General features: G+C 68.0%; 19 protein-coding genes. 6 read left to right on the forward strand and 13 right to left on the reverse strand.

Features of this window, described 5'->3' with window-relative positions; all coding sequences use genetic code 11:
- Positions 1-84 precede the first annotated feature (84 nt).
- Positions 85-738, reverse strand: coding sequence for a histidine phosphatase family protein (locus LRX77_RS07970; RefSeq protein WP_231832379.1), 654 nt, complete (start codon positions 736-738; stop codon positions 85-87).
- A gap of 10 nt (positions 739-748) precedes the next feature.
- Positions 749-2,191 (reverse strand): FAD-binding oxidoreductase, encoded by a 1,443-nt coding sequence (locus tag LRX77_RS07975; RefSeq protein ID WP_231832380.1) that lies wholly within the window; start codon positions 2,189-2,191, stop codon positions 749-751.
- 119 nt (positions 2,192-2,310) lie between these two features.
- Between LRX77_RS07975 and LRX77_RS07980 the strand changes: the two genes are divergently transcribed.
- The 6 genes from LRX77_RS07980 to mnhG are packed head-to-tail and all read left to right on the forward strand — an operon-like array spanning position 2,311 to position 8,759.
- Positions 2,311-5,331, forward strand: a complete 3,021-nt coding sequence (locus tag LRX77_RS07980) for a Na+/H+ antiporter subunit A (RefSeq protein ID WP_231832381.1) — start codon at positions 2,311-2,313, stop codon at positions 5,329-5,331.
- Positions 5,328-5,846 carry a Na(+)/H(+) antiporter subunit C gene (locus LRX77_RS07985; protein ID WP_231832382.1) on the forward strand — a complete coding sequence of 173 codons (519 nt, stop codon included), beginning with the start codon at positions 5,328-5,330 and terminating at the stop codon, positions 5,844-5,846. The genes LRX77_RS07980 and LRX77_RS07985 overlap by 4 nt, the downstream gene beginning before the upstream one ends.
- Positions 5,843-7,420 carry a Na+/H+ antiporter subunit D gene (locus LRX77_RS07990; protein WP_231832383.1) on the forward strand — a complete coding sequence of 526 codons (1,578 nt, stop codon included), beginning with the start codon at positions 5,843-5,845 and terminating at the stop codon, positions 7,418-7,420. Before LRX77_RS07985 ends, LRX77_RS07990 begins: the two co-directional genes overlap by 4 nt.
- Positions 7,417-8,076, forward strand: a complete 660-nt coding sequence (locus tag LRX77_RS07995) for a Na+/H+ antiporter subunit E (protein ID WP_231832384.1) — start codon at positions 7,417-7,419, stop codon at positions 8,074-8,076. Before LRX77_RS07990 ends, LRX77_RS07995 begins: the two co-directional genes overlap by 4 nt.
- A 4-nt stretch (positions 8,077-8,080) precedes the next feature.
- Positions 8,081-8,386 carry a monovalent cation/H+ antiporter complex subunit F gene (locus LRX77_RS08000; RefSeq protein ID WP_231832385.1) on the forward strand — a complete coding sequence of 102 codons (306 nt, stop codon included), beginning with the start codon at positions 8,081-8,083 and terminating at the stop codon, positions 8,384-8,386.
- On the forward strand, positions 8,376-8,759 hold the full coding sequence (gene mnhG, locus LRX77_RS08005; RefSeq protein ID WP_231832386.1) for a monovalent cation/H(+) antiporter subunit G: 384 nt from the start codon (positions 8,376-8,378) through the stop codon (positions 8,757-8,759). Before LRX77_RS08000 ends, mnhG begins: the two co-directional genes overlap by 11 nt.
- Positions 8,760-8,790: 31 nt before the next feature.
- Here the strand turns inward: mnhG and pyk are convergent, their stop codons facing one another.
- From pyk to hisI, 11 genes are all read right to left on the reverse strand, one after another.
- Positions 8,791-10,293, reverse strand: coding sequence for a pyruvate kinase (pyk, locus tag LRX77_RS08010; RefSeq protein ID WP_231832387.1), 1,503 nt, complete (start codon positions 10,291-10,293; stop codon positions 8,791-8,793).
- Between the two features lie 97 nt (positions 10,294-10,390).
- Positions 10,391-11,866, reverse strand: coding sequence for a glutamate synthase subunit beta (locus LRX77_RS08015; protein WP_231832388.1), 1,476 nt, complete (start codon positions 11,864-11,866; stop codon positions 10,391-10,393).
- Positions 11,859-16,475, reverse strand: coding sequence for a glutamate synthase large subunit (gltB, locus tag LRX77_RS08020; protein ID WP_231832389.1), 4,617 nt, complete (start codon positions 16,473-16,475; stop codon positions 11,859-11,861). Before gltB ends, LRX77_RS08015 begins: the two co-directional genes overlap by 8 nt.
- Positions 16,476-16,676: 201 nt before the next feature.
- Positions 16,677-17,627, reverse strand: a complete 951-nt coding sequence (lgt, locus tag LRX77_RS08025; RefSeq protein ID WP_231832390.1) for a prolipoprotein diacylglyceryl transferase — start codon at positions 17,625-17,627, stop codon at positions 16,677-16,679.
- 36 nt (positions 17,628-17,663) lie between these two features.
- Entirely contained in the window at positions 17,664-18,467 is an 804-nt protein-coding gene (gene trpA, locus LRX77_RS08030; protein WP_231832391.1) for a tryptophan synthase subunit alpha, read from the reverse strand.
- Complete coding sequence (gene trpB, locus LRX77_RS08035) at positions 18,467-19,738, reverse strand: tryptophan synthase subunit beta (protein WP_231832392.1); 1,272 nt, start codon at positions 19,736-19,738, stop codon at positions 18,467-18,469. Before trpB ends, trpA begins: the two co-directional genes overlap by 1 nt.
- Before the next feature lie 173 nt (positions 19,739-19,911).
- The gene (locus LRX77_RS08040; RefSeq protein ID WP_442961626.1) at positions 19,912-20,682 is read right to left on the reverse strand and encodes an indole-3-glycerol phosphate synthase TrpC; all 771 of its coding nucleotides are present in this window, start codon (positions 20,680-20,682) and stop codon (positions 19,912-19,914) included.
- A 10-nt stretch (positions 20,683-20,692) separates the two neighbouring features.
- Positions 20,693-20,932 (reverse strand): DUF6704 family protein, encoded by a 240-nt coding sequence (locus tag LRX77_RS08045; RefSeq protein ID WP_231832394.1) that lies wholly within the window; start codon positions 20,930-20,932, stop codon positions 20,693-20,695.
- On the reverse strand, positions 20,929-21,672 hold the full coding sequence (locus tag LRX77_RS08050; protein ID WP_231832395.1) for a Trp biosynthesis-associated membrane protein: 744 nt from the start codon (positions 21,670-21,672) through the stop codon (positions 20,929-20,931). Before LRX77_RS08050 ends, LRX77_RS08045 begins: the two co-directional genes overlap by 4 nt.
- Positions 21,669-23,237: an anthranilate synthase component I gene (gene trpE / locus LRX77_RS08055; RefSeq protein WP_231832396.1), complete on the reverse strand. Its 1,569-nt coding sequence runs from the start codon at positions 23,235-23,237 to the stop codon at positions 21,669-21,671. Before trpE ends, LRX77_RS08050 begins: the two co-directional genes overlap by 4 nt.
- Positions 23,234-23,575: a phosphoribosyl-AMP cyclohydrolase gene (gene hisI, locus LRX77_RS08060; protein WP_231832397.1), complete on the reverse strand. Its 342-nt coding sequence runs from the start codon at positions 23,573-23,575 to the stop codon at positions 23,234-23,236. Before hisI ends, trpE begins: the two co-directional genes overlap by 4 nt.
- Position 23,576 lies beyond the last annotated feature (1 nt).

Consider the following 23,576-nt stretch of genomic DNA (forward strand, 5'->3'; position numbering starts at 1 on the left):
ACGGGCCCGCAGACCGGCGGTATCGGTCACAGGGCCGAGTCGATGATACCGTGCGCGACGGCGAGCATCGCTCAGATCGGCGGCTCAGCGCTCGCTGGAGCCGCCGATCTGAGAGACGACCCGCCAGCCGCCGGTGACGGTGCGGTCGAGGAGGATTCCCCCGCCGTTCTCCAGATGCAGCGGCTCGTCGTACTCGATGGCCTCAAGCGTGCACCGGATCAGCGTGCCGTGGGCGACAGCGACCACGGCGTCTGCGGGTGCACGCGTCTCAGCGATGAGGGCGAGCGCACGCAGTCCCCTCGAGCGCACCGATTCGATGGGCTCGGCTCCATCGATGCGCTCGTGCGAGATCAGCCAGTCGAGGGCGAACCCCTGCCGACGCCGCTGCTCGGGCACCTGATACCGGTCGAAGAGCTCGCCGAAGGTGAGCCCCTCAGCCGCACCGTAGCGTCGTTCGCACAGGTCGTCGATCCATGCCGACGGCACGACGCCGAGGCTCGCGGCGATCTCGCGCGCCGTCTCACGCGCACGCCGCTGCGGCGAGCTGACCACGGCATCCCACTCGCGGCCCGTCTGCGACCGTAACTGGCCGGCATCAGGCTGGCCGGCGAGCAGTGCACCGGTGCGTCGAGCCTGCGCACGGCCGCGGTCGTTGAGCCCGTGATCGCTCTCGCCCTGGATTCGGCCGACCGTGTTGAGATCGGTCTCTCCATGTCGGATCAGCGCGATGCGGGTCATGCTGCCCCGATCAGAGCTTCTTGCCGGGGTTCAGGATGCCGCGCGGGTCGAACGCGGCCTTCACCCGAACCTGCAGGGCGAGCAGGCCAGATGAGAACTCGGTGCCGAGCGCACTGCGTTTGAGCGTGCCCACGCCGTGCTCGCCGGTGATCGTGCCGCCAAGCTCGATGGTGCGCGTGAGAATCTGCGCATAGGCGCGGTGTGCGCGAGCCAGGCTGTCCGCGTCGCCGGCGACGTAGCCGACGACCGGGTGCAGGTTGCCGTCGCCGACGTGGCCGCCGGTCGCGATGGGCGCCCCGGTGTCGGCCGCGGCCTGCTCGATCACCCGCAGCAGTTTGAGCAGCCGACCGCGCGGCACCGCGATGTCTTCGGTGAGCAGCGTGCCGAAGTCGGCGTAGAGGGCCGGGTGCAGCTGCCGACGGATCTCGAGCAGCGCGTCGACTTCGGCGGCGTTCTGCGCCAGGTCGATGCGCACCGCATGGTGGTTCTCGAAGATGCGCCGGTACTCGGCGACGTCATCGGTGGCCCGCCCGATCTCGTCGGATTCGACGATCAGCATGGCCGCGGCGTCATCTGGCAGCTGCGCTTTCGGGTTGAAGCGGTTGATGGCCTGGATGGTGCGCTGATCGAGCATCTCGAGCGCGCTGGGGCGGCGAGCGCTCGACGCCGTCTCGGCCGCCGCGGCGAGCGCGTCTTCCAGCGTGGCGAAGAGAGCCGCTGCACCGGCGGCCTCGCCGGGCAGCGGACGCAGCGCCAGGGTGGCCTGGGTCACGACGCCCAGGGTGCCTTCGGAACCGACGATCAGGCTGGTGAGGTCGAGGCCGGCGACGCCCTTGACCGAGTCATGACCGGTGCGCACGACGGTGCCGTCGGCCAGCACCACCGTCAGGCTGCGCACGGAGTCGCCGGTGACGCCGTACTTCACGCAGCGCATTCCGCCGGCGTTGGTGACGATGTTGCCGCCGATCGAGCTGATGTGCACCGATCCGGGATCGACCGGGTAGAAGAGCCCCTGTTCTCTGACCGCTGCGGCGAGATCGCCCGTGATCACACCGGGCTGCACGGTGACCAGCTGGTCGTCGACGTCGATGTGCAGAATGCGGTTCATCAGCGTGAGGTCGAGCAGGATCGCACCGGGAACGGCGTCGGCGCCGCCGACGACGCCGGTGCGAGAGCCCTGCGGCACCACCGGGAGCACCAGATCGTTGGCGATGGCGAGAACGGCGGCGACCTCTTCAGTGGTCGTGGGGCGCACGAGGGCGAGTGCCAACGCCGGGGCGTCGTCGACGCCGGTGTCATGGCCGTGATCGAGCAGCTGGGCGTGATCGGTGATGACATGCTCGGTGCCGAGCGCCTCGATCAGGCGCGCGACTGCGCTGCGCTGCGCGTCGCTGAGCAGAACGTCGGAAGGTGTCGCGATTGGGTCTTTGGAGGCATCGGCTGCAGTGTTCATGATGAGGCTCAGCTTACCCTTGCAGCGAAGTCGACGTCCTGACCCGGTACTATTGGGAATATTCTTCTTGTTGCATACGTTTGACCCCCTGAGTACCCCCGATCTCGTGAGGTGAGCCCGTGCCCGTAGCCTTCGTCGCAGTGCTGATCGCCATGCTCATCGCCTGGCCGTCTGTGCGACGTTGGGGGTCACGCGGCTTCATGCCGATCGGCGGCATCGTCGCAGTGGCCTTCGTCGCACTGATCTGCGAGGCGCCGAACGTCTTCGCCGGCTCGGTTCCGGCCTTCGACCTGCCGTGGATTCCGCAGCTCGGTGTGAGTCTCTCGTTCCAGCTCGACGCACTGAGCTGGGCCATGTCGCTGGTCGTCACCGGCGTCGGGGCACTGGTTCTCTTTTACTGCAGTGCCTACTTCACCGATTCGGAGCCCTCGCTCAGCCGGTTCGCCACGCTGCTGACCAGCTTCGCCGCAGTCATGCTCGGTCTGGTGACCAGTGACGACATCGTCGTGATGTTCGTCTTCTGGGAAGTCACGAGCGTGCTCTCCTATCTGCTGATCGGGCATACCTCCGACCGACGCGAGTCCCGAGGCGCCGCACTGCAGGCCCTGCTCGTGACGACCTTCGGCGGGCTGATCATGCTGGTGGGCGTGGCCATGCTCGTCGTCGACAACGGCACCACCTCGCTGACCCAGATCATCGCCGATCCCGTGATGAGCGCCGGCACACCATGGGCTGTGCTCATGATCGTCATCGGTGCGCTGAGCAAATCGGCGATCGTGCCCTTCCACTTCTGGCTGCCCTCAGCGATGGCCGGCCCCACACCGGTGAGCGCCTACCTGCACTCGGCGGCGATGGTCAAGGCGGGCATCTACCTGGTGCTGCGCTTCGCTCCCGGCTATGCAGAGGTGCCCGGGTGGCACGAGGTGCTGATCCCTCTCGGCCTCGCCACGCTGCTGATCGGCGGCTGGCGAGCTCTGCGGCAGTACGATCTGAAGCTGCTGCTGGCCTATGGCACCGTCAGCCAGCTCGGCCTGCTCATCACCGTCGCCGCCCTCGGCACACGTGACGCCGCGGTGGCCGCCCTGGCACTGCTGGTCGCGCACTCGCTGTTCAAAGCCAGCCTGTTCATGGTCGTCGGCGTCATCGACCACAACTTCGGCACCCGAGACCTGCGTGCACTGCACGGACTCGGGCGCAGCCATCCACTGCTCGCCGTCGTCACTGCACTGAGCGCGGCATCGATGGCCGGTCTCCCGCCGATGCTGGGCTTCCTGGCCAAGGAGAGCGCACTGACGGCCATGCTCGAATGGCAGCACGGATGGTCTGTCTGGGTGACGGCAGTCGCCGCCCTGGGCTCGGTGCTCACGGTCGCCTATGCAGCCCGCTTCGCCTTCGGCGCGCTCAGCAGCCGTCCCCGCAAGACGGGGCCGTCGAACGTCGACACCAGCACCCTGCACGTGCTCGTCGACTGCAGCCGGCCACAGGCGCACGGCAACGTCGGTCTCGTCGGCCCGAGCATCCTCTTGACGATCTCGCTCGCGCTGACGATCTGGCCGACCGGCCTCGACCGTCTGGCCGGTGCTGCGGCCGCGGGTCTGCCCAGCGGCGAGCACCCGATGCATCTCGCGCTGTGGCACGGGCTCACCCCGGCGTTGGGCATCAGCGCCGTGGTCATCGCGCTCGGTGCCCTGCTCTACGTGCTGCGTCGGCCAGTGGCGAGGCTTCAGGCGAGGGTGCCCGACTGGATCGAATTCTCGCGGTGGTACTCGGTGATCCTGGCCGCCACCGACTGGATCTCGGCCCGGGTGACGCTCTTCGCACAGCGCGGCGGCCTGCCCGGCTATCTCGGCACCATTTTCGTCGCCTTCGTCGCAGCGCTCGGGCTGGCCCTGCTCCGCGTACAGCTCTGGCCGGCTGAAGTCGTGCCCTACCATTCCATCGCACAGCTGGGCATCGCCGCGCTGATGGCCGTCGCCGCATTCGCCGCTGTTCGCGCCCGACGGCGTCTGCTGGCCATGCTCTTGGTGGGAGCCACCGGGTATGGCATGGTCGCGCTCTTCGCTCTGCACGGCGCCCCTGACCTCGCACTCACCCAGCTGCTGGTCGAGACCGTGACTCTGGTGATCTTCGTGCTCGTCGCGCGTCGCCTGCCGCGGCACTTCGAGCGCGCCGAGGGAATCAGACGGGTCTGGCCGAAGGCCGTGATCGGCATCGCCTTCGGAGCGGTCATGGCCGGCGTCACGCTTGCCGTCGTGGGCGCACGCAGCCAGACCTCGATCTCAGCGCAGATGCCCGACCTGGCATATCTCGAGGCCCACGGCCGCAACGTGGTCAACGTGCTGCTCGTCGACCTGCGCGGCTGGGACACCTTCGGCGAGATCTCGGTGCTCGTCGCAGTCGCCACCGGTGTGGCCAGTCTCGTCTTCGTCACGCACCGCACCGGTCGAGTTCCCTCGATCAGCACCCGAGGCGAGCGCAGACGGCGCGCGCAGCGCCTCGCACCGGTCGTCGAACCGGTCACCGGCGCGCTGCCCGTGGTCGACCCGAACACCGGGCGCCCGGTCAGTCAGACGGCGCTGCAGCGCACCATCGACGCCCACGACGACGTCGACGACGAGAGCACCCGTCGCAGCTGGCTGATGGCCGGTCGCACACTGGCGCCCGAGCACCGGTCGCTGATGGTCGAGGTCATCGTTCGTCTGCTCTTCCTGCCGCTCATGCTGATCTCGGTGATGCTGCTGATCGCCGGCCACAACCAGCCGGGCGGCGGCTTCGCCGGCGGCCTCGTCGCCGGCCTCGCCCTCGTGCTGCGCTATCTCGCGGCGGGCCGCTACGAGCTCGGCGAGGCCCTGCCGATGCCGCCCGGCGTGCTGCTCGGCACCGGGCTGGCCACAGCAGTCGGCACCGGGGCGCTCTCCCTGATCTTCGGCGAGCCGTTCCTCACGTCGCTGTGGTGGCAGGCGACGCTGCCGATCGTCGGCGCGGTGAAGCTCGGCACGCCGACGCTCTTCGACATCGGCGTCTACCTCGTCGTGCTCGGACTGGTCTTCGACGTGCTGCGCTCGCTCGGTGCCGGCATCGACGAGCAGTCCGTCTCAGACGAATCGATCGTCGACGACTGGGCGGAGGGTGTGCGATGAGCGTCTCCCTCACTCTGATCGTGCTGATGGCCGTCATGTACGCCTGCGGCGTCTATGCCATGCTCGAGCGCAGTCTCAGCCGCATCCTGATCGGCTTTCTGCTCATCGGCAACGCGACGAACCTGCTGCTCATCATCGTGGCCGGCGCGCCCGGCGAGGCACCGATCGTCGAAGACGGCGTCACCAGCGACGAGATGGCCGACCCGCTGCCACAGGCGCTGACTCTCACCGCCATCGTGATCACCTTCGGCATCACCGCCCTGCTGCTGGCGCTGATCTACCGCAACTGGCGGCTGTCACGACAGGAGCACACCGAGGAGCACACTGCGGTGCCCGGCTCCGATCTGCACGCCGACGACGAAGCCGAGATGCTCGCCCGACAGGCTGCAGGCGACGACGCCGCCCTGCACGAGGCCATCGACGCCAGCGATGCGAACGACACCGGCGACGACCCCGACGGCCCAGGCACCGCATCCGCCCGAAACCGCCGTGACCGACAGAGAGGCAACCGATGAGCATCGCACAGCTGCTGCCGATCATCGTCGCGCTGCCGCTCGCCGCGGCCGCGACCTCGCTGCTGCTCGGGCGACGCCCCAAGACGCAGATCGTGGTCACCCTCGGCACCCTGCTGGTCGTGCTCGGCATCGGCATCGCGACCCTGATCGCGACCGACCGCGACAACATCGTGAGCGTCGTGCTGGGCGGCTGGCAGGCACCGTGGGGCATCTCGCTGGTCGCCGACCGGCTCAGCGCTCTCTTAGTCGTCGTCGCCACGACCATGCTGCTCGGCGTCTTGGTCTACGCCATCGGCCAGGGCATCACCGATGGTGACGCCGAGACGCCGGTGACCATCTTCCAGCCGACCTATCTGGTGCTCGCCGCCGGTCTCTTCGACGCCTTCCTGGCCGGCGACCTCTTCAACATGTTCGTCGGCTTCGAGATCATGCTGGCTGCCAGCTACGTGCTGATCACCCTCGGCGGAACCGGCCCGCGCATCCGCTCCGGGGTCATCTACATCATCGTCTCGCTGGTGTCGTCGGTCTTCTTCCTCGTCGCCATCGCCCTGCTCTACGGCGCCACCGGCACCGTGAACATGGCCCAGCTCGCCGAGCGCATTCCCGAGCTGCCCGCCGAGACGCAGACCATCGTGCATCTGTCGCTGCTGCTCGGCTTCTGCATCAAAGCGGCGGTCTTCCCGCTGTCGTTCTGGCTGCCCGACTCGTACCCGACCGCACCGGCACCCGTCACAGCGGTGTTCGCGGGTCTGCTCACCAAGGTCGGCGTCTACGCCATCATCCGCACCGAGACGCTGCTCTTCGCGCATCACGACGTGAGCACGCCGCTGATGGTGCTCGCCTTCTTCACCCTGCTGATCGGCATCATGGGTGCGATCGCGCAGGCCGACATCAGACGGCTGCTCTCGTTCACCCTGGTCAGCCACATCGGCTACATGCTCTTCGGCATCGCCTTGGGCACGCAGGCGGGCATCGCCGCCACGATCTACTACATGGTGCATCACATCACCGTGCAGACCACGCTGTTCCTGGCCGTCGGCCTCGTCGAACGCGTCGGGGGCACCACGTCGCTCACGCGACTCAGCGGAGTGCTCAACGCCTCGCCGCTGATCTCTGCACTGTTCCTCGTGCCCGCGCTCAACCTCGGCGGCATCCCGCCGTTCAGCGGGTTCATCGGCAAGCTTGCGCTGATCCTCGCGGGCGTGCAGACGGCGAACTGGCTGACCTGGGTCGTCATCGGCGCGATGATCCTCACCTCGCTGCTGACCCTGTACCCACTGGCCCGGGTCTGGAACCTCGGATTCTGGCGGCCCGCGATCGACCCCGACCGCCGGCACAGCCGCCTGCTGCGCTCGCTGCAGGAGAACCCGCTGGTCCCGCCCCGCCGAGTCGCGCAGCGTGACGTGTCGAAGCTGATGATCTCGGCAACGGCAGGCATGGTCGTGCTCACCCTCGCGCTCACCGTCTTCGCCGGCCCGCTGCTGGGCTTCGCCGACCGAGCCGCAACCACCGTGGCCGACCCGCTCTGGATGATCGCCACGCTGCTCGGCCCGCTGAGCGGAGGTGCGTCGTGAGACTCCGGCAGAGACTCCGGGCCGGATGGCAGGAGCTGCTCACCATCATCGTGCTCACGGTGGTCTGGTGCCTGCTCTGGGGCAAGGCCGATGCGTTCACCGTGATCGGCGGGCTGCTGATCAGCTGGATGCTGGTCGCGCTGTTCTACCTCCCGCCGCTCGAGATCACCGGCCGCCTGCATCCGCTCTCGGCCGCGTACGCCTTCGTGCGGCTGACGCTCGACATCATCCGCGCGTCGATGATCGTCGCGACGCAGGCGCTCTGGCCCTGGTGGCGGCCGAGCGGCGCCGTGGTCAGGTTCGACCTGCACACCACCGACGATCTCATCATCACGCTGACCGCCGAGGCCATCTCACTGGTGCCCGGGTCGCTGGTCGTCGAGATCGATCGCAACAACGGCGTGTTGTACGTGCATGCGTTCGGTGTGCGAACCGCGGCCGACATCGAGCGCGCCCGCTGTCAGGCGCTCGATCAAGAGGCCCGCATCATCATGGCGCTGGGCAGCTCGTCCGAGCGACAGGCCGTGCGTGCGCTGGCCGCTCAGCGGCGTGCGGATGCGCGACGGGGCCCGCATCATGACGGCGGCCCCGTCTCGTCGCAGCCGCACACGGCATCCGTCGATCGGTCGAAGACGACGTCACGAGAGGAGCGCTGACATCATGCCCACCTGGCTCACGATCCTGCTGGTGGTCGTCTACGGGGTGACCGCGGCGCTGTGCATTCTGCGCATCGTGCGCGGGCCGAGCGTGCTCGACCGCATCGTCGCCTCAGATGTGCTGCTGGTGACCCTGATGTGCGCACTGGGCACCGAGATGGCGGTCACCGGGCACACGCACACCATGCCGATCCTGATCGTGCTCGCCATGTTCGGGGTCATCGGGTCGTTCGCAGTCTCGCGCTTTCTGATCACGGCGAAGGATCCCCTGCGCGACGAGCCGTCGAAGGAGGCCGCAGATGGACGGTGACACGATTCGATTCACGATCGCCGGCGTGCTGCTCGGCACGGGCGCGCTGCTCTCGCTCTCGGCCGCCGTCGGTCTGCTGCGCTTTCCCGATCTGCTCTCGCGCATGCACGCGGCCACCAAGCCGCAGATCCTCGGTCTCATCTGTGTGACCGCGGCGATCGCCGTGCTGAACCCCACGGCGCTGGTGATCGGCACCGCGATCGTGGTCATCACCCTGCAGATGCTCACCGCGCCCATCGCCGCCCACATGGTCGGGCGAGCCCATTACCGCAGCGACGATCTGCGCAGCGACCTGCTCGTGGTCGACGAGCTCGCCGAGAGCATCGCCGAGGCCGACGACGAAGAGCACCGCGACACGGCGAACCCAAGCTGAGCCGCGAGGCGAGTCGGGGTCGAGGAGCAGGTCAGCGGATGATCGTCTCGCGGCTCTCGGTGACCGCGTTGTGCATCATCTGCGCCGTGGTCTGCCGGTAGCCCGGCGCCGCCTGACCGACCGCCTCGCCGACGGTCAGCACCCGCAGGTCGTTGGTCGATCCGGGGATGCCGGGCGGGCTCCCGGCGGCGACGATGACCCGCTCCCCCGGTTTCGCCCGGCCCGAGTCGATCAGATAGGTGTCGACGCTCAGGACGATCTCGTCGGTGGTCTGCAGGAACGGCACCAGCACCGATTCCACGCCCCAGATCGGCGTCATGGCACGACGAGTCGAGTCGTCATAGGTGAAGACCAGCAGCGGCAGCTCGTCCCGCAGGCGCGACACTCGACGAGCGGTGTTGCCGCTCGCGGTGAAGACGCACAGGTACTTGGCATCGACATGGTGCGCGACCTCGACGGCGGCGCGGGTGATCGCCCCGGCGAGCGTGTGCGGCTGCGTGCCGAGCGGCGGGATGCGGTCGAGACCGTGCTGCTCGGTCGACTCGATGATGTTCGACATCGTCTGCACCGTCGCGACCGGATGAGCGCCCACCGAGGTCTCGCCGCTGAGCATCAGCGAGTCGGCGCCGTCGAGCACCGCATTCGCGCAGTCGGACGCCTCGGCGCGGGTCGGGCGCGAACTCGTGATCATCGACTCGAGCATCTGCGTCGCCACGATCACGGGACGCGCTCGCTGACGAGCCAGCTCGATGGCGCGCTTCTGCACCACCGGCACCTGTTCGAGCGGCAGCTCGACGCCCAAGTCGCCACGGGCCACCATCACCATGTCGAACGCCTCGGTGATCGCGTCGAGCACCTCGACGGCCTGAGGCTTCTCGATTTTAGCGATGACGGGCAGTCGCACGCCGTGAGCGGCCATCACCTCGCGCACGGCCGTGACGTCGTCGGGGCTGCGCACGAACGAGAGCGCGATCAGATCGACGCCGAGATCGAGCGCCCAGTGCAGGTTCTCTTCGTCGCGGTCGCTCAGTGCGGGCACATCCACCGCCACACCGGGCAGATTGATGCCCTTGTGATCCGAGACGCGGCCGCCGACGACCACCTCGCAGATCACGTCTGTGGCATCGACCGCGGTGGCCCGCAGCGAGATGTTGCCGTCGTCGATGAGCAGCTGGTCGCCGACGCTCACGTTCTTCGGCAGCTCGGCGAAGGTGGTGCCCACGATCTCGGCATCGCCGGGCACGTCGCGCGTGGTGATCGTGAAGGTGTCGCCGACCGAGAGGGTCTGCCGGCCCGCGGCGAACTTCGCCAGGCGAATCTTCGGCCCCTGCAGGTCGACCAGCACGCCCACCGGCTTGTGCAGTCGAGCGGCGACCTCGCGCACCGTCTCGATGTAGCGACGGTGCTGCTCGTGGTCGCCATGGCTCATGTTGATGCGGGCGACGTCCATGCCCGCACGGATCATGCCTTCGATGACCTCGGCGTCGTCAGTCGACGGCCCCAGTGTCGCGATGATCTTCGCTCTGCGTCGCATGCCACTCCAATCGATTCGGCAGTTCGTTCTGCCGAGTCAATTCTAGGCGGCTCACATGAGCGTGAGATGAACGCCGCTAGTCACCTGGGCGCTCGGATCACCGCACGCTCATCGCCCGGTCGTCGGCTGCGACCGGCCGCGGCAGCACGGTCTCTCCTTCGAGGTACTGGTCGACCTGCGCGGCGGCCGCGCGGCCCTCTGCGATCGCCCACACGATCAGCGACTGCCCTCGCCCGGCGTCGCCGGCGACGAACACGCCCGCGACATCGGTCGAGTAGTCGTTCTCGCGCTCCAGCTCACCACGACTGGTCGTCGACAGCCCGATCTGCTCGTCTGCACCGTTGACCTCGGGCCCGGTGAACCCCATGGCGATGAAGACCAAGTCGGCCCGCAGCTCGCTCTCGGTGCCGTCTTTCGGGCCTCGCGACCCATCGGCCCGGTACTCGGTCTCGGCGATGCGCAGCGCTCGCACGTGGCCCTCGTCGTCACCGACGAACGCCTCGGTGCAGGCGAGGAACCGGCGTTCGCCGCCGTGCCCGTCGGCCTCTTCGTGCGAGGTCGAGACCTCGAAGAGCTTCGGCATGGTCGGCCAGGGCTCACGCTGCGACCGGGTGATGCCCGGCTGACGGCCGATGGCCAGGTTGGTCACCGACGCCGCACCCTGTCGGATCGCGGTGCCGATGCAGTCCGAACCGGTGTCGCCGCCGCCGATGACGATGACGTGCTTGCCTCGGGCATCGATTCGGTCGGCCACCTCGTCGCCGGCGACTGTGCGGTTGGCCTGGGTGAGGTAGTCCATCGCATAGTGGATGCCGTGGAGGTCTCGCCCCGGCATCGGCAGGTCTCGCGGTGTGGTCGCTCCCGTGGTCACCACGACGGCGTCGAAGCGATCGCGCAGCTGCTGCCACGAGATGTCGATGCCGACGTTCACGCCGCTGCGGAAGCGGGTGCCCTCGGCCATCATCTGGTTCAGCCGGGCGTCGAGCACCTTCTTCTCGAGCTTGAAGTCGGGAATGCCGTAGCGGAGCAGCCCGCCGATGCGATCGTCGCGCTCGTACACCACAACGGTATGCCCGGCGCGAGTGAGCTGCTGCGCCGCAGCCAGCCCTGCCGGCCCGGAGCCGACGACGGCCACGCTCTTGCCGCTCAGGCGCTCGGGCTGGTGAGGTTCGACCCAGCCGCGATCATAGGCCTGGTTGATGATCGAGACCTCGATCTGCTTGATCGTGACCGCCGGCTGGTTGATGCCGAGCACACAGGCCGACTCACAGGGCGCCGGGCAGAGCCGCCCGGTGAACTCCGGAAAGTTGTTGGTCGCGTGCAGCCGTTCGATGGCGTCCTGAGGATGCTGACGCCAGACGAGGTCGTTCCACTCCGGAATCAGATTGCCGAGCGGGCAGCCGCTGTGGCAGAAGGGCACGCCGCAGTCCATGCAGCGCGACGACTGTTCCTGCAGCTGCAGCGGGTCTTGGCGTTCATAGACCTCTTTCCAGTCCATGATGCGCACGTCGACCGGCCGCCGCTTGGGCAGAGCACGGTTGCGAACAGTGAGAAAACCATGTGGATCAGCCACGAGTGACCTCCAGGATCGTGTTCCAGACCTCGGCTCCGTCGGGGTCGAGCCCCTGCGCCTCGGCGTCCGACCGGGCCCGCAGCACGCGCGCGTAGTTGGTCGGCAGCAGTTTGGTGAAGTGCGCGACCGTCTCGTCGAAGTCGGCGAGCATGCGCTCGGCGACCGTCGACCCGGTCTCGATGCGGTGACGTTCGAGCAGATCGTGCAGCAGCGCGATGTCATCGGCGTCCAGTTCGAGCAGCTGCAGCTCGTTGCCGGCCAAGGCCTCGACGTTGATGCGCTCCCGGTCGAGATCGTGCACCAAGGCGATGCCGCCCGACATGCCGGCGCCGATATTGCGGCCCGTGGGGCCCAGGATGACGGCCACACCGCCGGTCATGTACTCGAGTGCATGATCGCCGACGCCCTCGACGACCGCGGTCGCTCCCGAGTTTCGCACCAGGAAGCGCTCGCCGACGAGGCCGCGCAGCAGCATCGTGCCGCTGGTGGCGCCGTAGCCGATCACGTTGCCGGCGATCACGTTGTGCTCGGCGACGAAGCGAGTTCCTGCGGGCGGGTACAGCACCAGCTGCCCGCCGCTGAGTCCCTTGCCGACGTAGTCATTGCTGTCGCCCTCGAGGCGCAGCGTGATGCCGTGCGGCAGAAAGGCGCCCAGCGACTGCCCGGCCGAGCCGTGCAGCGTGATGTCGATGGTGCCGTCGGGCAGCCCCTCTGCGCCGTGCGCCATCGTCACGTGGTAGCCGAGCATGGTGCCGACTGCACGCTCGGTGTTGCGGATGCCCAGATCGATGTGCGCCGGCTCTCCGGTCTCGATAGCGGCTTGGGAGAGGGCGATGAGCTGGTTGTCGAAGTGCTGCTCGAGCTCGTGGTCCTGCTCGACCAGGTGCCGTCTGGGCGCGTCGGCAGGCATCTGAGGCCCGTGCAGAACCGGGTCGAGGTCGAGTCCTTGCGCCTTGAGTTCGGTCGAGGCCGGCGCCACGTCGAGCAGATCGGTGCGTCCGATCAGCTCGTCCATCGTGCGCACGCCGAGCTCGGCCATGTACTCGCGCACCTGCTGGGCGATGAACTCGAAGAAGGTCACCACATGCTCGGCCTGACCGGTGAATCTCGAGCGCAGCTCCGGGTTCTGCGTGGCGACGCCCACGGGGCAGGTGTCTTTGTGGCAGACGCGCATCATGATGCACCCCTCGACGACCAGCGCCGTCGTGGCGAAGCCGAACTCCTCGGCGCCGAGCAGCGCGGCGATGATCACGTCGCGGCCCGTCTTGAGCTGGCCGTCGGCCTGCACCACGACCCGGTCGCGCAGACCGTTGAGCTGCAGCGTCTGCTGCGTCTCGGCGAGGCCGATCTCCCACGGGGTGCCCGCGTGCTTCAGCGAGTTCAGCGGGCTGGCGCCGGTGCCGCCGTCGTGGCCCGAGACCAGCACCACGTCGGCCTTGGCCTTGGCGACGCCTGCGGCGACCGCGCCGATGCCGTTCTCGCTCACCAGCTTCACATGGATGCGAGCCTTGGGATTGGCCCGTTTCAGGTCGAAGATGAGCTGCTTCAGATCTTCGATCGAGTAGATGTCATGGTGCGGCGGGGGCGAGATCAGACCGACGCCCGCCGTCGAATGACGCGTGCGTGCGATCCACGGGTACATCTTCGCCCCTGGCAGCTGGCCGCCTTCACCGGGCTTCGCCCCCTGCGCGAGCTTGATCTGCAGGTCATCGGCGTGCGCCAGGTACATGCTGGTCACGCCGAAGCGGCCTGAGGCCACCTGCTTGATCGAGCTGCGCCGGTCGGGGTCGAGCAGCCGGTCGAGGTCTTCGCCGCCCTCGCCGGTGTTCGACTTGCCGCCGATGCGGTTCATCGCGATCGCGAGGGTCTGGTGCGCCTCCTGCGAGATCGAGCCGTAGCTCATCGCACCGGTCGAGAACCGTTTGAACAGCTCGCTGGCCGGTTCGACCTCGTCGATGGGGATGCTCTGGCCCGGCTGGGTGCGCAGGCGGAAGAGGCCGCGAATGGTCTTGAGCTCGCGGGCCTGGTCATCGACCAGATCGGTGTACTCCTTGAAAATGTCGTAGCGACGGGTCTTGGTGGAGTGCTGCAGCCGGAAGATCGTCTCGGGGTTGAAGAGGTGGGCCGAGCCGTCACGACGCCACTTGTACTCGCCGCCGACCGGCAGCTGCTGATGCACGGTCGCCGCTGGCTCGAGCGGGTACGCCAGTGCATGGCGTCGGGCATTGTCGTGCTCGATCTCGAGCAGGCCGATGCCGCCGAGTTTCGAGACGGTTCCGGTGAAGAACTCGTCGATCACCTCCTGCGAGATGCCGACGGCTTCGAAGGTCTGCGCCCCGACGTATGAGGCCACCGTCGAGATGCCCATCTTCGACATGATCTTGAGCACGCCCTTGCCGAGCGCCTTGATCAGATTGTGCACCGCGGTCTCGGCCGAGACGCCCTGCACCAGCCCGGAGCGCACCAAATCCTCTGCGGTCTCCATAGCCAGGTACGGGTTGACTGCGCTCGCGCCGTAGCCGAGCAGGGTCGCGACATGATGCACCTCGCGCACGTCGCCGGCTTCGGCGATCAGGCCGACCCGGCGACGGCACTCCTGCCGCACCAGGTGATGGTTGATGGCCCCGATCGCCAGCAGCGAGGGAATGGGCGCCTGCTCGGCGGTTGAGTCACGGTCGCTGATCACGATGAACTCGACGCCGCGCTGCACGGCGGCGAGCGCTTCGTCGCACATCTCGTCAAGACGCCGACGCAGGCCCGTGACGCCGTCGTGCACCGGGTAGGTCGAGCGCAGCGTGACCGTGCCGGTGAAGCCGCTGCGGCGACCGACGTGTTGGATCTTCGCGAGTTGATCGTTGGTGATCACCGGAAAGTCGATCTTCACCTGGCGCGCCGAGGCCGGCTCGAGACTGAGCAGATTCTGCTCCGGGCCGATGCCCGCCGAGAGCGCCGTGACCATCTGCTCGCGAATCGAGTCGAGCGGCGGGTTGGTGACCTGTGCGAAGGCCTGGGTGAAGTAGTCGAAGAGCAGTCTCGGCTTCTCGCTGAGTGCCGCGATCGGGGTGTCGGTGCCCATCGCGCCGAGCGGCTCGGCACCGGTCTTGGCCATCGGCCCCACCAGCATGGTCAGATCTTCTTCGGTGTAGCCGAAGGTGCGCTGGCGACGTGACACCGAAGCGCGGGTGTGCAGGATGTGCTCGCGCTCGGGCAGATCCTTCAGCGAGACCTGCACGTCGTCGAGCCACTTCTTCCACGGCTTCTGCTCGGCGAGCGAGTGCTTGATCTCGCTGTCGGGCACGATGCGGCCGGCCTTGGTGTCGACCAGAAACATGTGGCCGGGCTGGAGGCGTCCGCGGCGCAGCACGTTCTCAGGCGCGACGTCGATGACGCCGGTCTCGCTGCCCACCACGACGAGGCCGTCACGGGTGATCACGTAGCGTCCGGGGCGCAGGCCGTTGCGGTCGAGCGTGGCGCCGACGAGCGTGCCGTCGGTGAACGAGATCGCGGCCGGCCCGTCCCAGGGCTCGATCATTGTGGCGTGGTAGGCGTAGAACGCCTTCAGCTCGGGGTCCATGTGCTCGTTGTGCTCCCAGGCCTCGGGCACCATCATCAGCACGGCGTGCGGCAGCGAACGGCCGCCGAGATGCAGCAGCTCGAGGGTCTCGTCGAACGACGCGGAGTCACTGCCGCCGTCTGAGACCAGCGGGGTGAGACCGCTCAGATCGCCGAGCAGCGGGCTGGCGATGTCAGCCTGGCGGGCTCGCATCGAGTTGCGGTTGCCCTTCACCGTGTTGATTTCGCCGTTGTGCGCGATCATGCGGAACGGCTGCGCGAGCGGCCAGGAGGGGAAGGTGTTGGTCGAATAGCGCGAGTGCACCAGCGCCAGCTCGGTCTCGAAGCGTTCGTCAGACAGGTCTGGGAAGAAGGGCTCCAGCTGCAGGGTCGTGACCATGCCTTTGTAGACGATGGTTCGGCTCGACAGCGACGGGATGAACACGTCGGTGGCCTTGCTCGCGCGGCGGCGCAGCCGGTAGACGATGCGATCGAGCTCGATGCCGCGGGCGGTCGGGCCGTCGACGCCCAGTCGTGCCACGAAGATCTGTTCGAAGGCGGGCATCGTCGCCCGCGCCTGTGTGCCGATGGCGCGGTCATCGGTGGGCACTTCGCGCCAGCCGAGCACGGTCAGCCCCTCTTCGCGGGCGATCAGATCGATGGTGCGCTTCGCGCGTTCGCGCTGTACACCATCGAGCGGCAGGTAGATCATGCCCGCGGCGTACTCGCCTCGGTCGGGCAGGGCGAAGTCGACGACCTCACTGAAGAAGCGGTGCGGAATCTGCAGCAGGATGCCGGCGCCGTCGCCGGTGCCGGCATCGGACCCGACGGCACCGCGGTGTTCGAGGTTGCGCAACGCGTTGAGCGCGTGGTCGACGATGTCGTGGCCTGGTGCTCCGCGCAGGGTGGCGACCATGGCCAGCCCGCAGGCGTCTTTCTCTGCTTCGCGACGGTAGAGGCCGCCATCGTCGGGAATCCGGCTGAATCGGGCGAACTCGGAGACGGGCGCTGCGCCGGCGTGGCGATGCTCTGCTGTCGATGCGGAGTGACTCTGCATTGTGGGACTCCTTCATGCGCGCCGGCTCAGAAGCGTCTGCTCGTATGCGCTCATGGTCACGAGAGCTCGTGTTCATGACGACCGTGTTACGGCGCCATGACATCGCATGCTGATCCAGCGAGGAAATTCCACGTTATCCGACGATTGTTACCGGAATCTCACATTGTGTTACAAGCACGTTACAGAATCTGCGGCTCACAGTCAGCTGCGCTCGCTGACTTTCGGGTCTGAGGCTGAGGCGACCGCGGCATCCGCCGAGTCTGTGTCGACGGGGGCACCTGAAACGGCGACCTGCTCGAGCGCCTCGAGGCGGGCCAGATGCTCCGGACGATACGGGCTCGGCTCGGCACCGGGGTGCCGACGGGCCTGAACGAACATGATGATCAGGCCGATGATGACGACGACGACGGCGCCCCACTGGTTCAGGCGCGCGCCGAGGAAGACGGCGATCGGGTCGAGGCGCATGCCCTCGATGAAGAAACGGCCGATGCCGTACCAGACCAGGTAGAGGCCGAAGAGACGCCCCCACTGCAGTGCGAAGCGACGACCGGCCCAGAGCAGCACGAGCACGCCGATGAGGTTCCAGATCGATTCGTAGAGAAAGGCCGGGTGGAAGAGTGTGCCCTCGGGCAGCCCCACGGGGAAGGCGCTGTTGTTCGCCGGAATCTGGATGCCCCACGGCAGACTGGTCGGTGTGCCGAAGAGCTCGTTGTTGAAGTAGTTGCCCCAGCGGCCGAGTGCCTGCGCGAGCAGGATGCCCGGGGCCGCCGCGTCGAGCAGCGTGGTCAGTCGCAGACCGGCGAGATGCGTGCCGATGACGGCTCCCACCACGCCGAGCAGCAGTGCGCCGAAGATAGCCAGGCCGCCTTCCCAGATGTAGAGGAACCGCAGCGGGTCGCCGGTGCCGGAGAAGTAGTCGGCCGGATGCGTGAAGACATGATAGAGGCGCCCGCCGATGATGCCGAACGGCACCGCCCAGAGTGCCACGTCGAGCACCGCCCAGCCGTCGGCACCACGGTGTTTGAGACGCACACCCGTGATCCAGCAGGCCAAGACGATGCCGATCGCGATGATCACACCGTAGTAGTGGATGGTGAGCGACCCGATGGAGAACGCTCCGGTGCCGGGGGTGGGAAAGCTGGCGAGATTCACGACTCGTATCCTAGTCTCTTCTGCTCGGGCGGCGGTCTAGGCCGTCGCTCCTGGTGTCTTGCCGGCGGCGAGCTGCTCGGCCAGCGTCGCGACCGCGGCCGCTCCCCCGTCGCGCAGGGCGCGCACGAAAGCGGACCCCACGATGGCGCCGTCGGCATAGCCGAGCACATCGGCGACCTGGTCGGGGCGCGAGATGCCGAGCCCGACCGCAAGGGGGCGGTCGGTGCACGCACGCAGTCGCGCGGTGAGCCCGCCGGCTCGCTCGTCGACTTCGGTGCGGGTGCCGGTGACGCCCATGGTCGACACCACGTAGACGAAGCCGCGCGAGGTGTCGGAGATCAGCCTCAACCGCTCGTCGGACGACGTCGGGGCGGCCAGGAAGACGTGGTCGAGGTCATGGGCCTCTGCGGCCGTGATCCAGTCGGCACCCTCATCGGGTACGAGATCGGGGGTGATGAGCCCGGCGCCGCCCGCCTGCTGCAGGTCGCGGGCGTACTCCTCGATGCCGTGCTGCAGCACCAGGTTCCAGTACGACATGACCAGCACGGGCACGTCGACACGGCTGCGGATCGCCTCGATCGCGCGGAAGACGTCCGAGACGCGGAAGCCGCGCTCGAGTGCCGCACCGGTCGCCGCCTGGATGACGGGGCCGTCCATCACGGGATCGGAATACGGCACGCCCAGCTCGATCACGTCGACGCCGTGCTCGGCCATCGCGACGACGGCGTCCACGCTCGCGTCGAAATCGGGAAAGCCGACCGGAAGATAGCCGATCAGCGAGCCATGAGCACCGTCAGCACCGGCCTCGGCACGCGTGCGCAGCAGGGGTTCGACGCTCATCAGTGGTTCTCCTTCGTCGCGGACTCGTTCGGGGCGGCGCGCTTCGGCTCACCGGGGCCGGCCATCTGCTCGGGGTCGGTGATGTAGCCGAAGTAGCGCGCCGCGGTCTCCATGTCTTTGTCGCCGCGCCCGGAGAGCGAGACCAGCAGCACTGCCTCCGAGCCCAGCCGGCGGCCCTCGCGGATCGCGCCCGCGACGGCGTGAGCCGACTCGATGGCCGGGATGATGCCCTCGGTGCGCGACAGGTCTCGAAAGGCGCTCATGGCCTCGTCGTCGGTGACCGCCTCGTAGCGGGCACGGCCGATGTCTGAGAGCCAGGAGTGCTCGGGGCCGACACCCGGGTAGTCGAGGCCGGCCGAGATCGAATGGCTCTCAATGGTCTGACCGTCGTCGTCCTGCAGCAGATAGCTCTTGGCGCCGTGCAGCGTGCCGGGGCGGCCGCGTTCGATCGTCGCCGCATGGTGAGGCGTGTCCACACCCTCGCCACCGGCTTCGATGCCGAGCAGCGCCACATCGGGGTCGTCGAGGAACGCGTTGAAGATGCCCATGGCGTTCGACCCGCCGCCGACGCAGGCGATGACCTCGTCGGGCAGCCGGCCGATCTGCGTGAGCAGCTGCTCACGCGCCTCTTCGCCGATGACCTTCTGCAGATCACGCACGATCTCGGGAAAGGGATGCGGCCCGGCGACGGTGCCCATCAGGTAGTGCGTCGTGTCGAGGTTGGCGACCCAGTCGCGCAGCCCCTCGTTGATGGCGTCTTTGAGTGTGCGAGAACCGGTGCGCGCGGGTACCACCTCAGCGCCCAGCAGCTCCATGCGAGCCACGTTGAGCGCCTGGCGCTCGATGTCGACCTCACCCATGTAGATCTGGCATTCGAAGCCGAACACGGCCGCGGCGGTCGCTGTGGCGACGCCATGCTGGCCCGCCCCGGTCTCGGCGATCAGGCGGGTCTTGCCCATGCGCTTGGCGAGCAGAGCCTGCCCGAGCACGTTGTTGATCTTGTGGGCGCCGGTGTGGTTGAGGTCTTCACGCTTGAGCCAGATCTTCGCGCCGCCGGCGAGCTCGCTGAGCCGCGGGGCGAAGGTGAGCAGCGACGGTCGACCGGTGTAGTCACGGGCGAGCCGATCGATCTCGGCCTGGAACTCGGGGTCGGCCTGCGCCTCGTGCCAGGTGCGGTCGAGCTCGTCGAGTGCGGTGATGAGCGGCTCGGGCACGAACCTGCCGCCAAAGGCGCCGAAGTATGGTCCTGTCGTCTCGCTGAGCTTCGTCATGTGTTCCTTCCACACTGTTCGGTCACCCACACGATTGTCCTCTGTGTGCGGGTGTGTCACAAGAATCTGTTCGACCCGGTCGGTCTCACGCCCGGTCGGTCGCCCGGAGACCGTTCGATCGGCTGCCCCTCGACGTCTGGTGCGAGTGCACGGCCGGCCCGGTCGACTCGAGGTCAGACTCCGATGAACTGCGGCAGCAGTTCAGCCGGGTCTCCGGTGACCAGCGCCTGACCCACCAGCACGGCATCTGCGCCTGCGGCACGATAGCCGCGCACGTCGTCGACGGTGCGCACCGCCGATTCGGCGACCTTCACGACGTCGTCGGGAATCTGCGCGGCGAGGGCCGAGAACCGCGACGGGTCTTCGGCGAAGTCTGTGAGATCACGCGCGTTGACGCCGATGATGCGCGCACCGCTGGCCACGGCTGCCCGCACTTCGTCGTCGTTGTGGGTCTCGACCAGCGCATGCATGCCCAGCGACTCGGCCAGCTCGCGCAGCGCACGCAGCTGATGCTCGGTGAGACCGGCGACGATGAGCAGCACCAGGTCGGCACCCGCGGCACGGGCCTCGACGATCTGGTATTCGGTGGCGATGAAGTCTTTGCGCAGCACCGGCACGTGCACTCGCTCGCGCACCACGCGCAGGTCGTCGAGCGACCCCTTGAACCGGGTGCGCTCGGTGAGCACCGAGATGACCGAGGCACCGTTCGCGGCGTAGGTCTCGGCGAGCAGCGCCGCATCGGGAATGGCGGCAAGATCGCCGCGCGAGGGGCTGGCGCGCTTCACCTCGGCGATCACGTGGATGTGATCGCCTGTGTTCAGCGCCGCATAGGCATCGCGAGCCGGCGGCTGCGCCGCGGCCTGCACCAAGACCTCGGCGAGCGGCGTCTGCGCCTCACGCACAGCGGCGTCGCCCAGCGCAGCCTCGTACAGGCTGTCAAGAATGGTCATCGAGTCAGTGCGACTTGTGCGCATACCGCGGGCTGTGCGCGCCGAGCCCCATCTTCGAGAGCACCACACCGACGATCACACCCACCGCAGCGACGATCGCAGCGATCAGCACACCCACCGGTTGACCTGCGACGAACGTGATGGTGCCGATGACGAACGCCGCCAGCACGATGATCACCGCCGTCCATGCGGCCGGCGAGTTGCCGTGGCCGGGGTTGATGATTTCTTCGCTGATCTCGCTCATTGCTCTCCTCGAGGTCTCGGATTCTGTTCAAGTGTACCCGGATCGCCCGGGCTGCCGTTCCGCCCGCGCAGGCTGCGGTCGATCCCGTCATCGATGTCGCCGTCGTTCTCGGTCGGATCGATTCCCACCGAGAAGGCGTCCCAGGTCTGGGCCGACTCTGCCGCATCCACCGGGCTCGGGCCCGAGACCGACGCGGCGGTCGGCTTCTGAAAGCGACGCACTGTTCGCTTCCAGCGCCCGGCGACCACGAAGACCCACACCGCGTGCACCACGATCAGCGCCGCTGCAGCCACCGCCGCCCAGACCCAGCCGGTCGTCGACGACTCGCTCACCAAGGTGGCCAGGGTTCGGGGCCCGGAGACCCCGGTCGCCTCGGCGAGCTGGTTGAGGCTGACGGCCAGCGGATCGCTCCACACCGTCTGCACCGACCAGAGCGCAGTCGCTCCGAGCGCGGCCTCGATAACTGCGAGCACGCGGGTGAACACGACGCCGCTGAGCCCCATCACCGCGGTGACGGCGAGCACTGTGAGCCCGTAGGCCTGCACGGCTCCGACGGCCTGCTGCCCGGTGACATGGACGGCACCATGAGCCGACCCGATCGACCAGTCGAGCCAGGGCTGCGACGCCGAGAGGGTCAGCACGCCGGCGAGAAGCAGTCCGAGGACGACGGCTCCGCCACGACTGCTCCCCCGTGACGCGGTCGGCTGCGCCGCGTCGGCCTCGCCAGGATGCTGGCTCATGCCTGATCCGTTCGCTCTCGTCGATCGGCTGCCGGTCGCACGGTGGAGGCGATGGCCACCGCCCGCAGCGGAGCGGCGGCCTTGTTGCGCGACTCCTGGTACTCGCTCTCGGGCACCGAGTCGGCGACGATGCCGGCCCCGGCCTGGACGGTGGCTCGGCCGCCGCTCAGCACGGCGGTGCGGATGGCGATGGCCAGGTCGGCGTTGCCGGCGAAGTCGAAGTAGCCGACCACTCCTCCGTAGACGCCACGACCGACGGGTTCGAGGTCTTCGATGATCTCGAGCGCCCTCGGTTTGGGGGCGCCGCTGAGCGTCCCGGCTGGGAACGTCGCCGCCAGCACGTCGACGGCGTCGACGCCGGCACGGGTCACGCCCTCGACCGACGAGCTGATGTGCATGATGTGACTGAAGCGCTCGATGATCATGAACTCGCTGACCCGCACGCTCTGCGGCTCGCAGACTTTGAGCAGATCGTTGCGGGCGAGGTCGACGAGCATGAGGTGCTCCGAGCGCTCCTTCTCATCGGAGAGCAGCTCCTCGGCCAGGCGCGCGTCGCGCTCCGGGGTGGTTCCGCGAGGCCGCGAGCCGGCGATCGGATGCGACACGACTGCTCCGTCGGTCACCTTGACCAGTGCCTCGGGCGATGATCCGACCACGTGCAGCAGTTCGCCATCTGTGCCGCGGTGCGTCTGCAGGTACATGTAGGGACTGGGGTTCAGCGTGCGCAGCACGCGATAGACGTCGAGTGGGTCGGCCTGCGTCTCGAGGTCGAAACGCTGGCTGATCACCACCTGGAAGATGTCGCCGGCGACGATGTGCTGTTTGGACTGCGCGACAGCAGAGAGAAAGTCGTCTGCGTCGGTACGGTGGTCAGCCTGCGCCTCGACGTCGAAGTCGACGTCGTCGATCGTGGCCGGGGACGGCTTCGCGAGATCGTCGATCAGCGAGCCCAGGGCATCCTGCGCCTCGTGCCACAGCGCGTCGATGTCGCTGTCGGCGTCGACCAGCGCATTGTGCACCAGCCAGATCGTGCCGTAGCGGTGATCGATCGCGACGAGATCGCGCACGAACGACAGGCTCACCACCGGGGCGTTCGTCTCAGGCGGGTTACGACGGTCGATGTGCTCCAGCTCGCGGATGGCATCCCACGCGACGAACCCGACCAGACCGCTGGTCAGCGGCGGCACACCGGGTACGGGTGCCGTGCGCCAGCGGCGCACGATGGTCTGAATCGCGTCGAACGCACGCTCGGGCGTGCCGCCGCCGAAGGCCCGCTCTGCACTCAGCGACTCGGCGTTCCACCCCGGGCGGCCTGCGGCATCCGTCGTCAGCGTGCCATAGGACGACGCGCCGACGAACGAGAACCGGCCCCACTCGCCGGCGCTGTCTGCCGATTCCAGCAGGAACGTGCCCGGCCGCGCGTCGGCCAGCTTGCGGTAGACGCCCATCGGGGTCTCGGAGTCGCCCAGCACGCGACGCACCACCGGCACGATCGAGTGGCTCTGGGCGAGTTCGCTAAACCGCTCGCGCGTGGTGGCGGCCGAACCGAATGCGGTAGACATCATGACTCCTCGATCTCGCCCCACAGGCGACGGCCGGTGAAGCAGGTTCGCGTGCCGGTGTGGCAGGCCGCGCCGACCTGGTCGACCCGTGCGAGCAGCGTGTCGCCGTCGCAGTCGGCGTCGAGGGTGACGAGGCGCTGGGTGTGGCCGCTGGTCTCGCCCTTGCGCCAGATCTGCTGCCGCGACCGCGACCAGAACACGGTGCGCCCCTCGGCCATGGTGAGTCGCACGGTCTCGGCGTTCATCCATGCCATCATGAGCACCTCACCTGTGTCATGCTGCTGCACGACGACCGGCACCAGGCCCTGGTCGTTGTAGCGGATGTCGTCGAGCGTGGTCATG

Source organism: Pseudoclavibacter sp. 13-3 (genome assembly GCF_021168475.1).
Classification (GTDB): Bacteria; Actinomycetota; Actinomycetes; order Actinomycetales; family Microbacteriaceae; genus Pseudoclavibacter_A.

Excerpts from the sequence above, each read along its gene's own strand:
- LRX77_RS07970 (WP_231832379.1), bottom strand. The coding sequence starts at position 738 with ATGACCCGCATCGCGCTGATCCGACATGGAGAGACCGATCTCAACACG.
- hisI (WP_231832397.1), bottom strand. The coding sequence starts at position 23,575 with ATGACCACGCTCGACGACATCCGCTACAACGACCAGGGCCTGGTGCCG.
- gltB (WP_231832389.1), bottom strand. The coding sequence starts at position 16,475 with ATGCAGAGTCACTCCGCATCGACAGCAGAGCATCGCCACGCCGGCGCA.
- trpB (WP_231832392.1), bottom strand. The coding sequence starts at position 19,738 with ATGACGAAGCTCAGCGAGACGACAGGACCATACTTCGGCGCCTTTGGC.
- mnhG (WP_231832386.1), top strand. The coding sequence starts at position 8,376 with ATGGACGGTGACACGATTCGATTCACGATCGCCGGCGTGCTGCTCGGC.
- trpE (WP_231832396.1), bottom strand. The coding sequence starts at position 23,237 with ATGATGTCTACCGCATTCGGTTCGGCCGCCACCACGCGCGAGCGGTTT.
- LRX77_RS07990 (WP_231832383.1), top strand. The coding sequence starts at position 5,843 with ATGAGCATCGCACAGCTGCTGCCGATCATCGTCGCGCTGCCGCTCGCC.
- pyk (WP_231832387.1), bottom strand. The coding sequence starts at position 10,293 with ATGCGACGCAGAGCGAAGATCATCGCGACACTGGGGCCGTCGACTGAC.
- LRX77_RS08050 (WP_231832395.1), bottom strand. The coding sequence starts at position 21,672 with ATGAGCCAGCATCCTGGCGAGGCCGACGCGGCGCAGCCGACCGCGTCA.
- LRX77_RS08000 (WP_231832385.1), top strand. The coding sequence starts at position 8,081 with ATGCCCACCTGGCTCACGATCCTGCTGGTGGTCGTCTACGGGGTGACC.
- LRX77_RS07975 (WP_231832380.1), bottom strand. The coding sequence starts at position 2,191 with ATGAACACTGCAGCCGATGCCTCCAAAGACCCAATCGCGACACCTTCC.
- LRX77_RS07985 (WP_231832382.1), top strand. The coding sequence starts at position 5,328 with ATGAGCGTCTCCCTCACTCTGATCGTGCTGATGGCCGTCATGTACGCC.
- trpA (WP_231832391.1), bottom strand. The coding sequence starts at position 18,467 with ATGAGCGTCGAACCCCTGCTGCGCACGCGTGCCGAGGCCGGTGCTGAC.
- LRX77_RS08045 (WP_231832394.1), bottom strand. The coding sequence starts at position 20,932 with ATGAGCGAGATCAGCGAAGAAATCATCAACCCCGGCCACGGCAACTCG.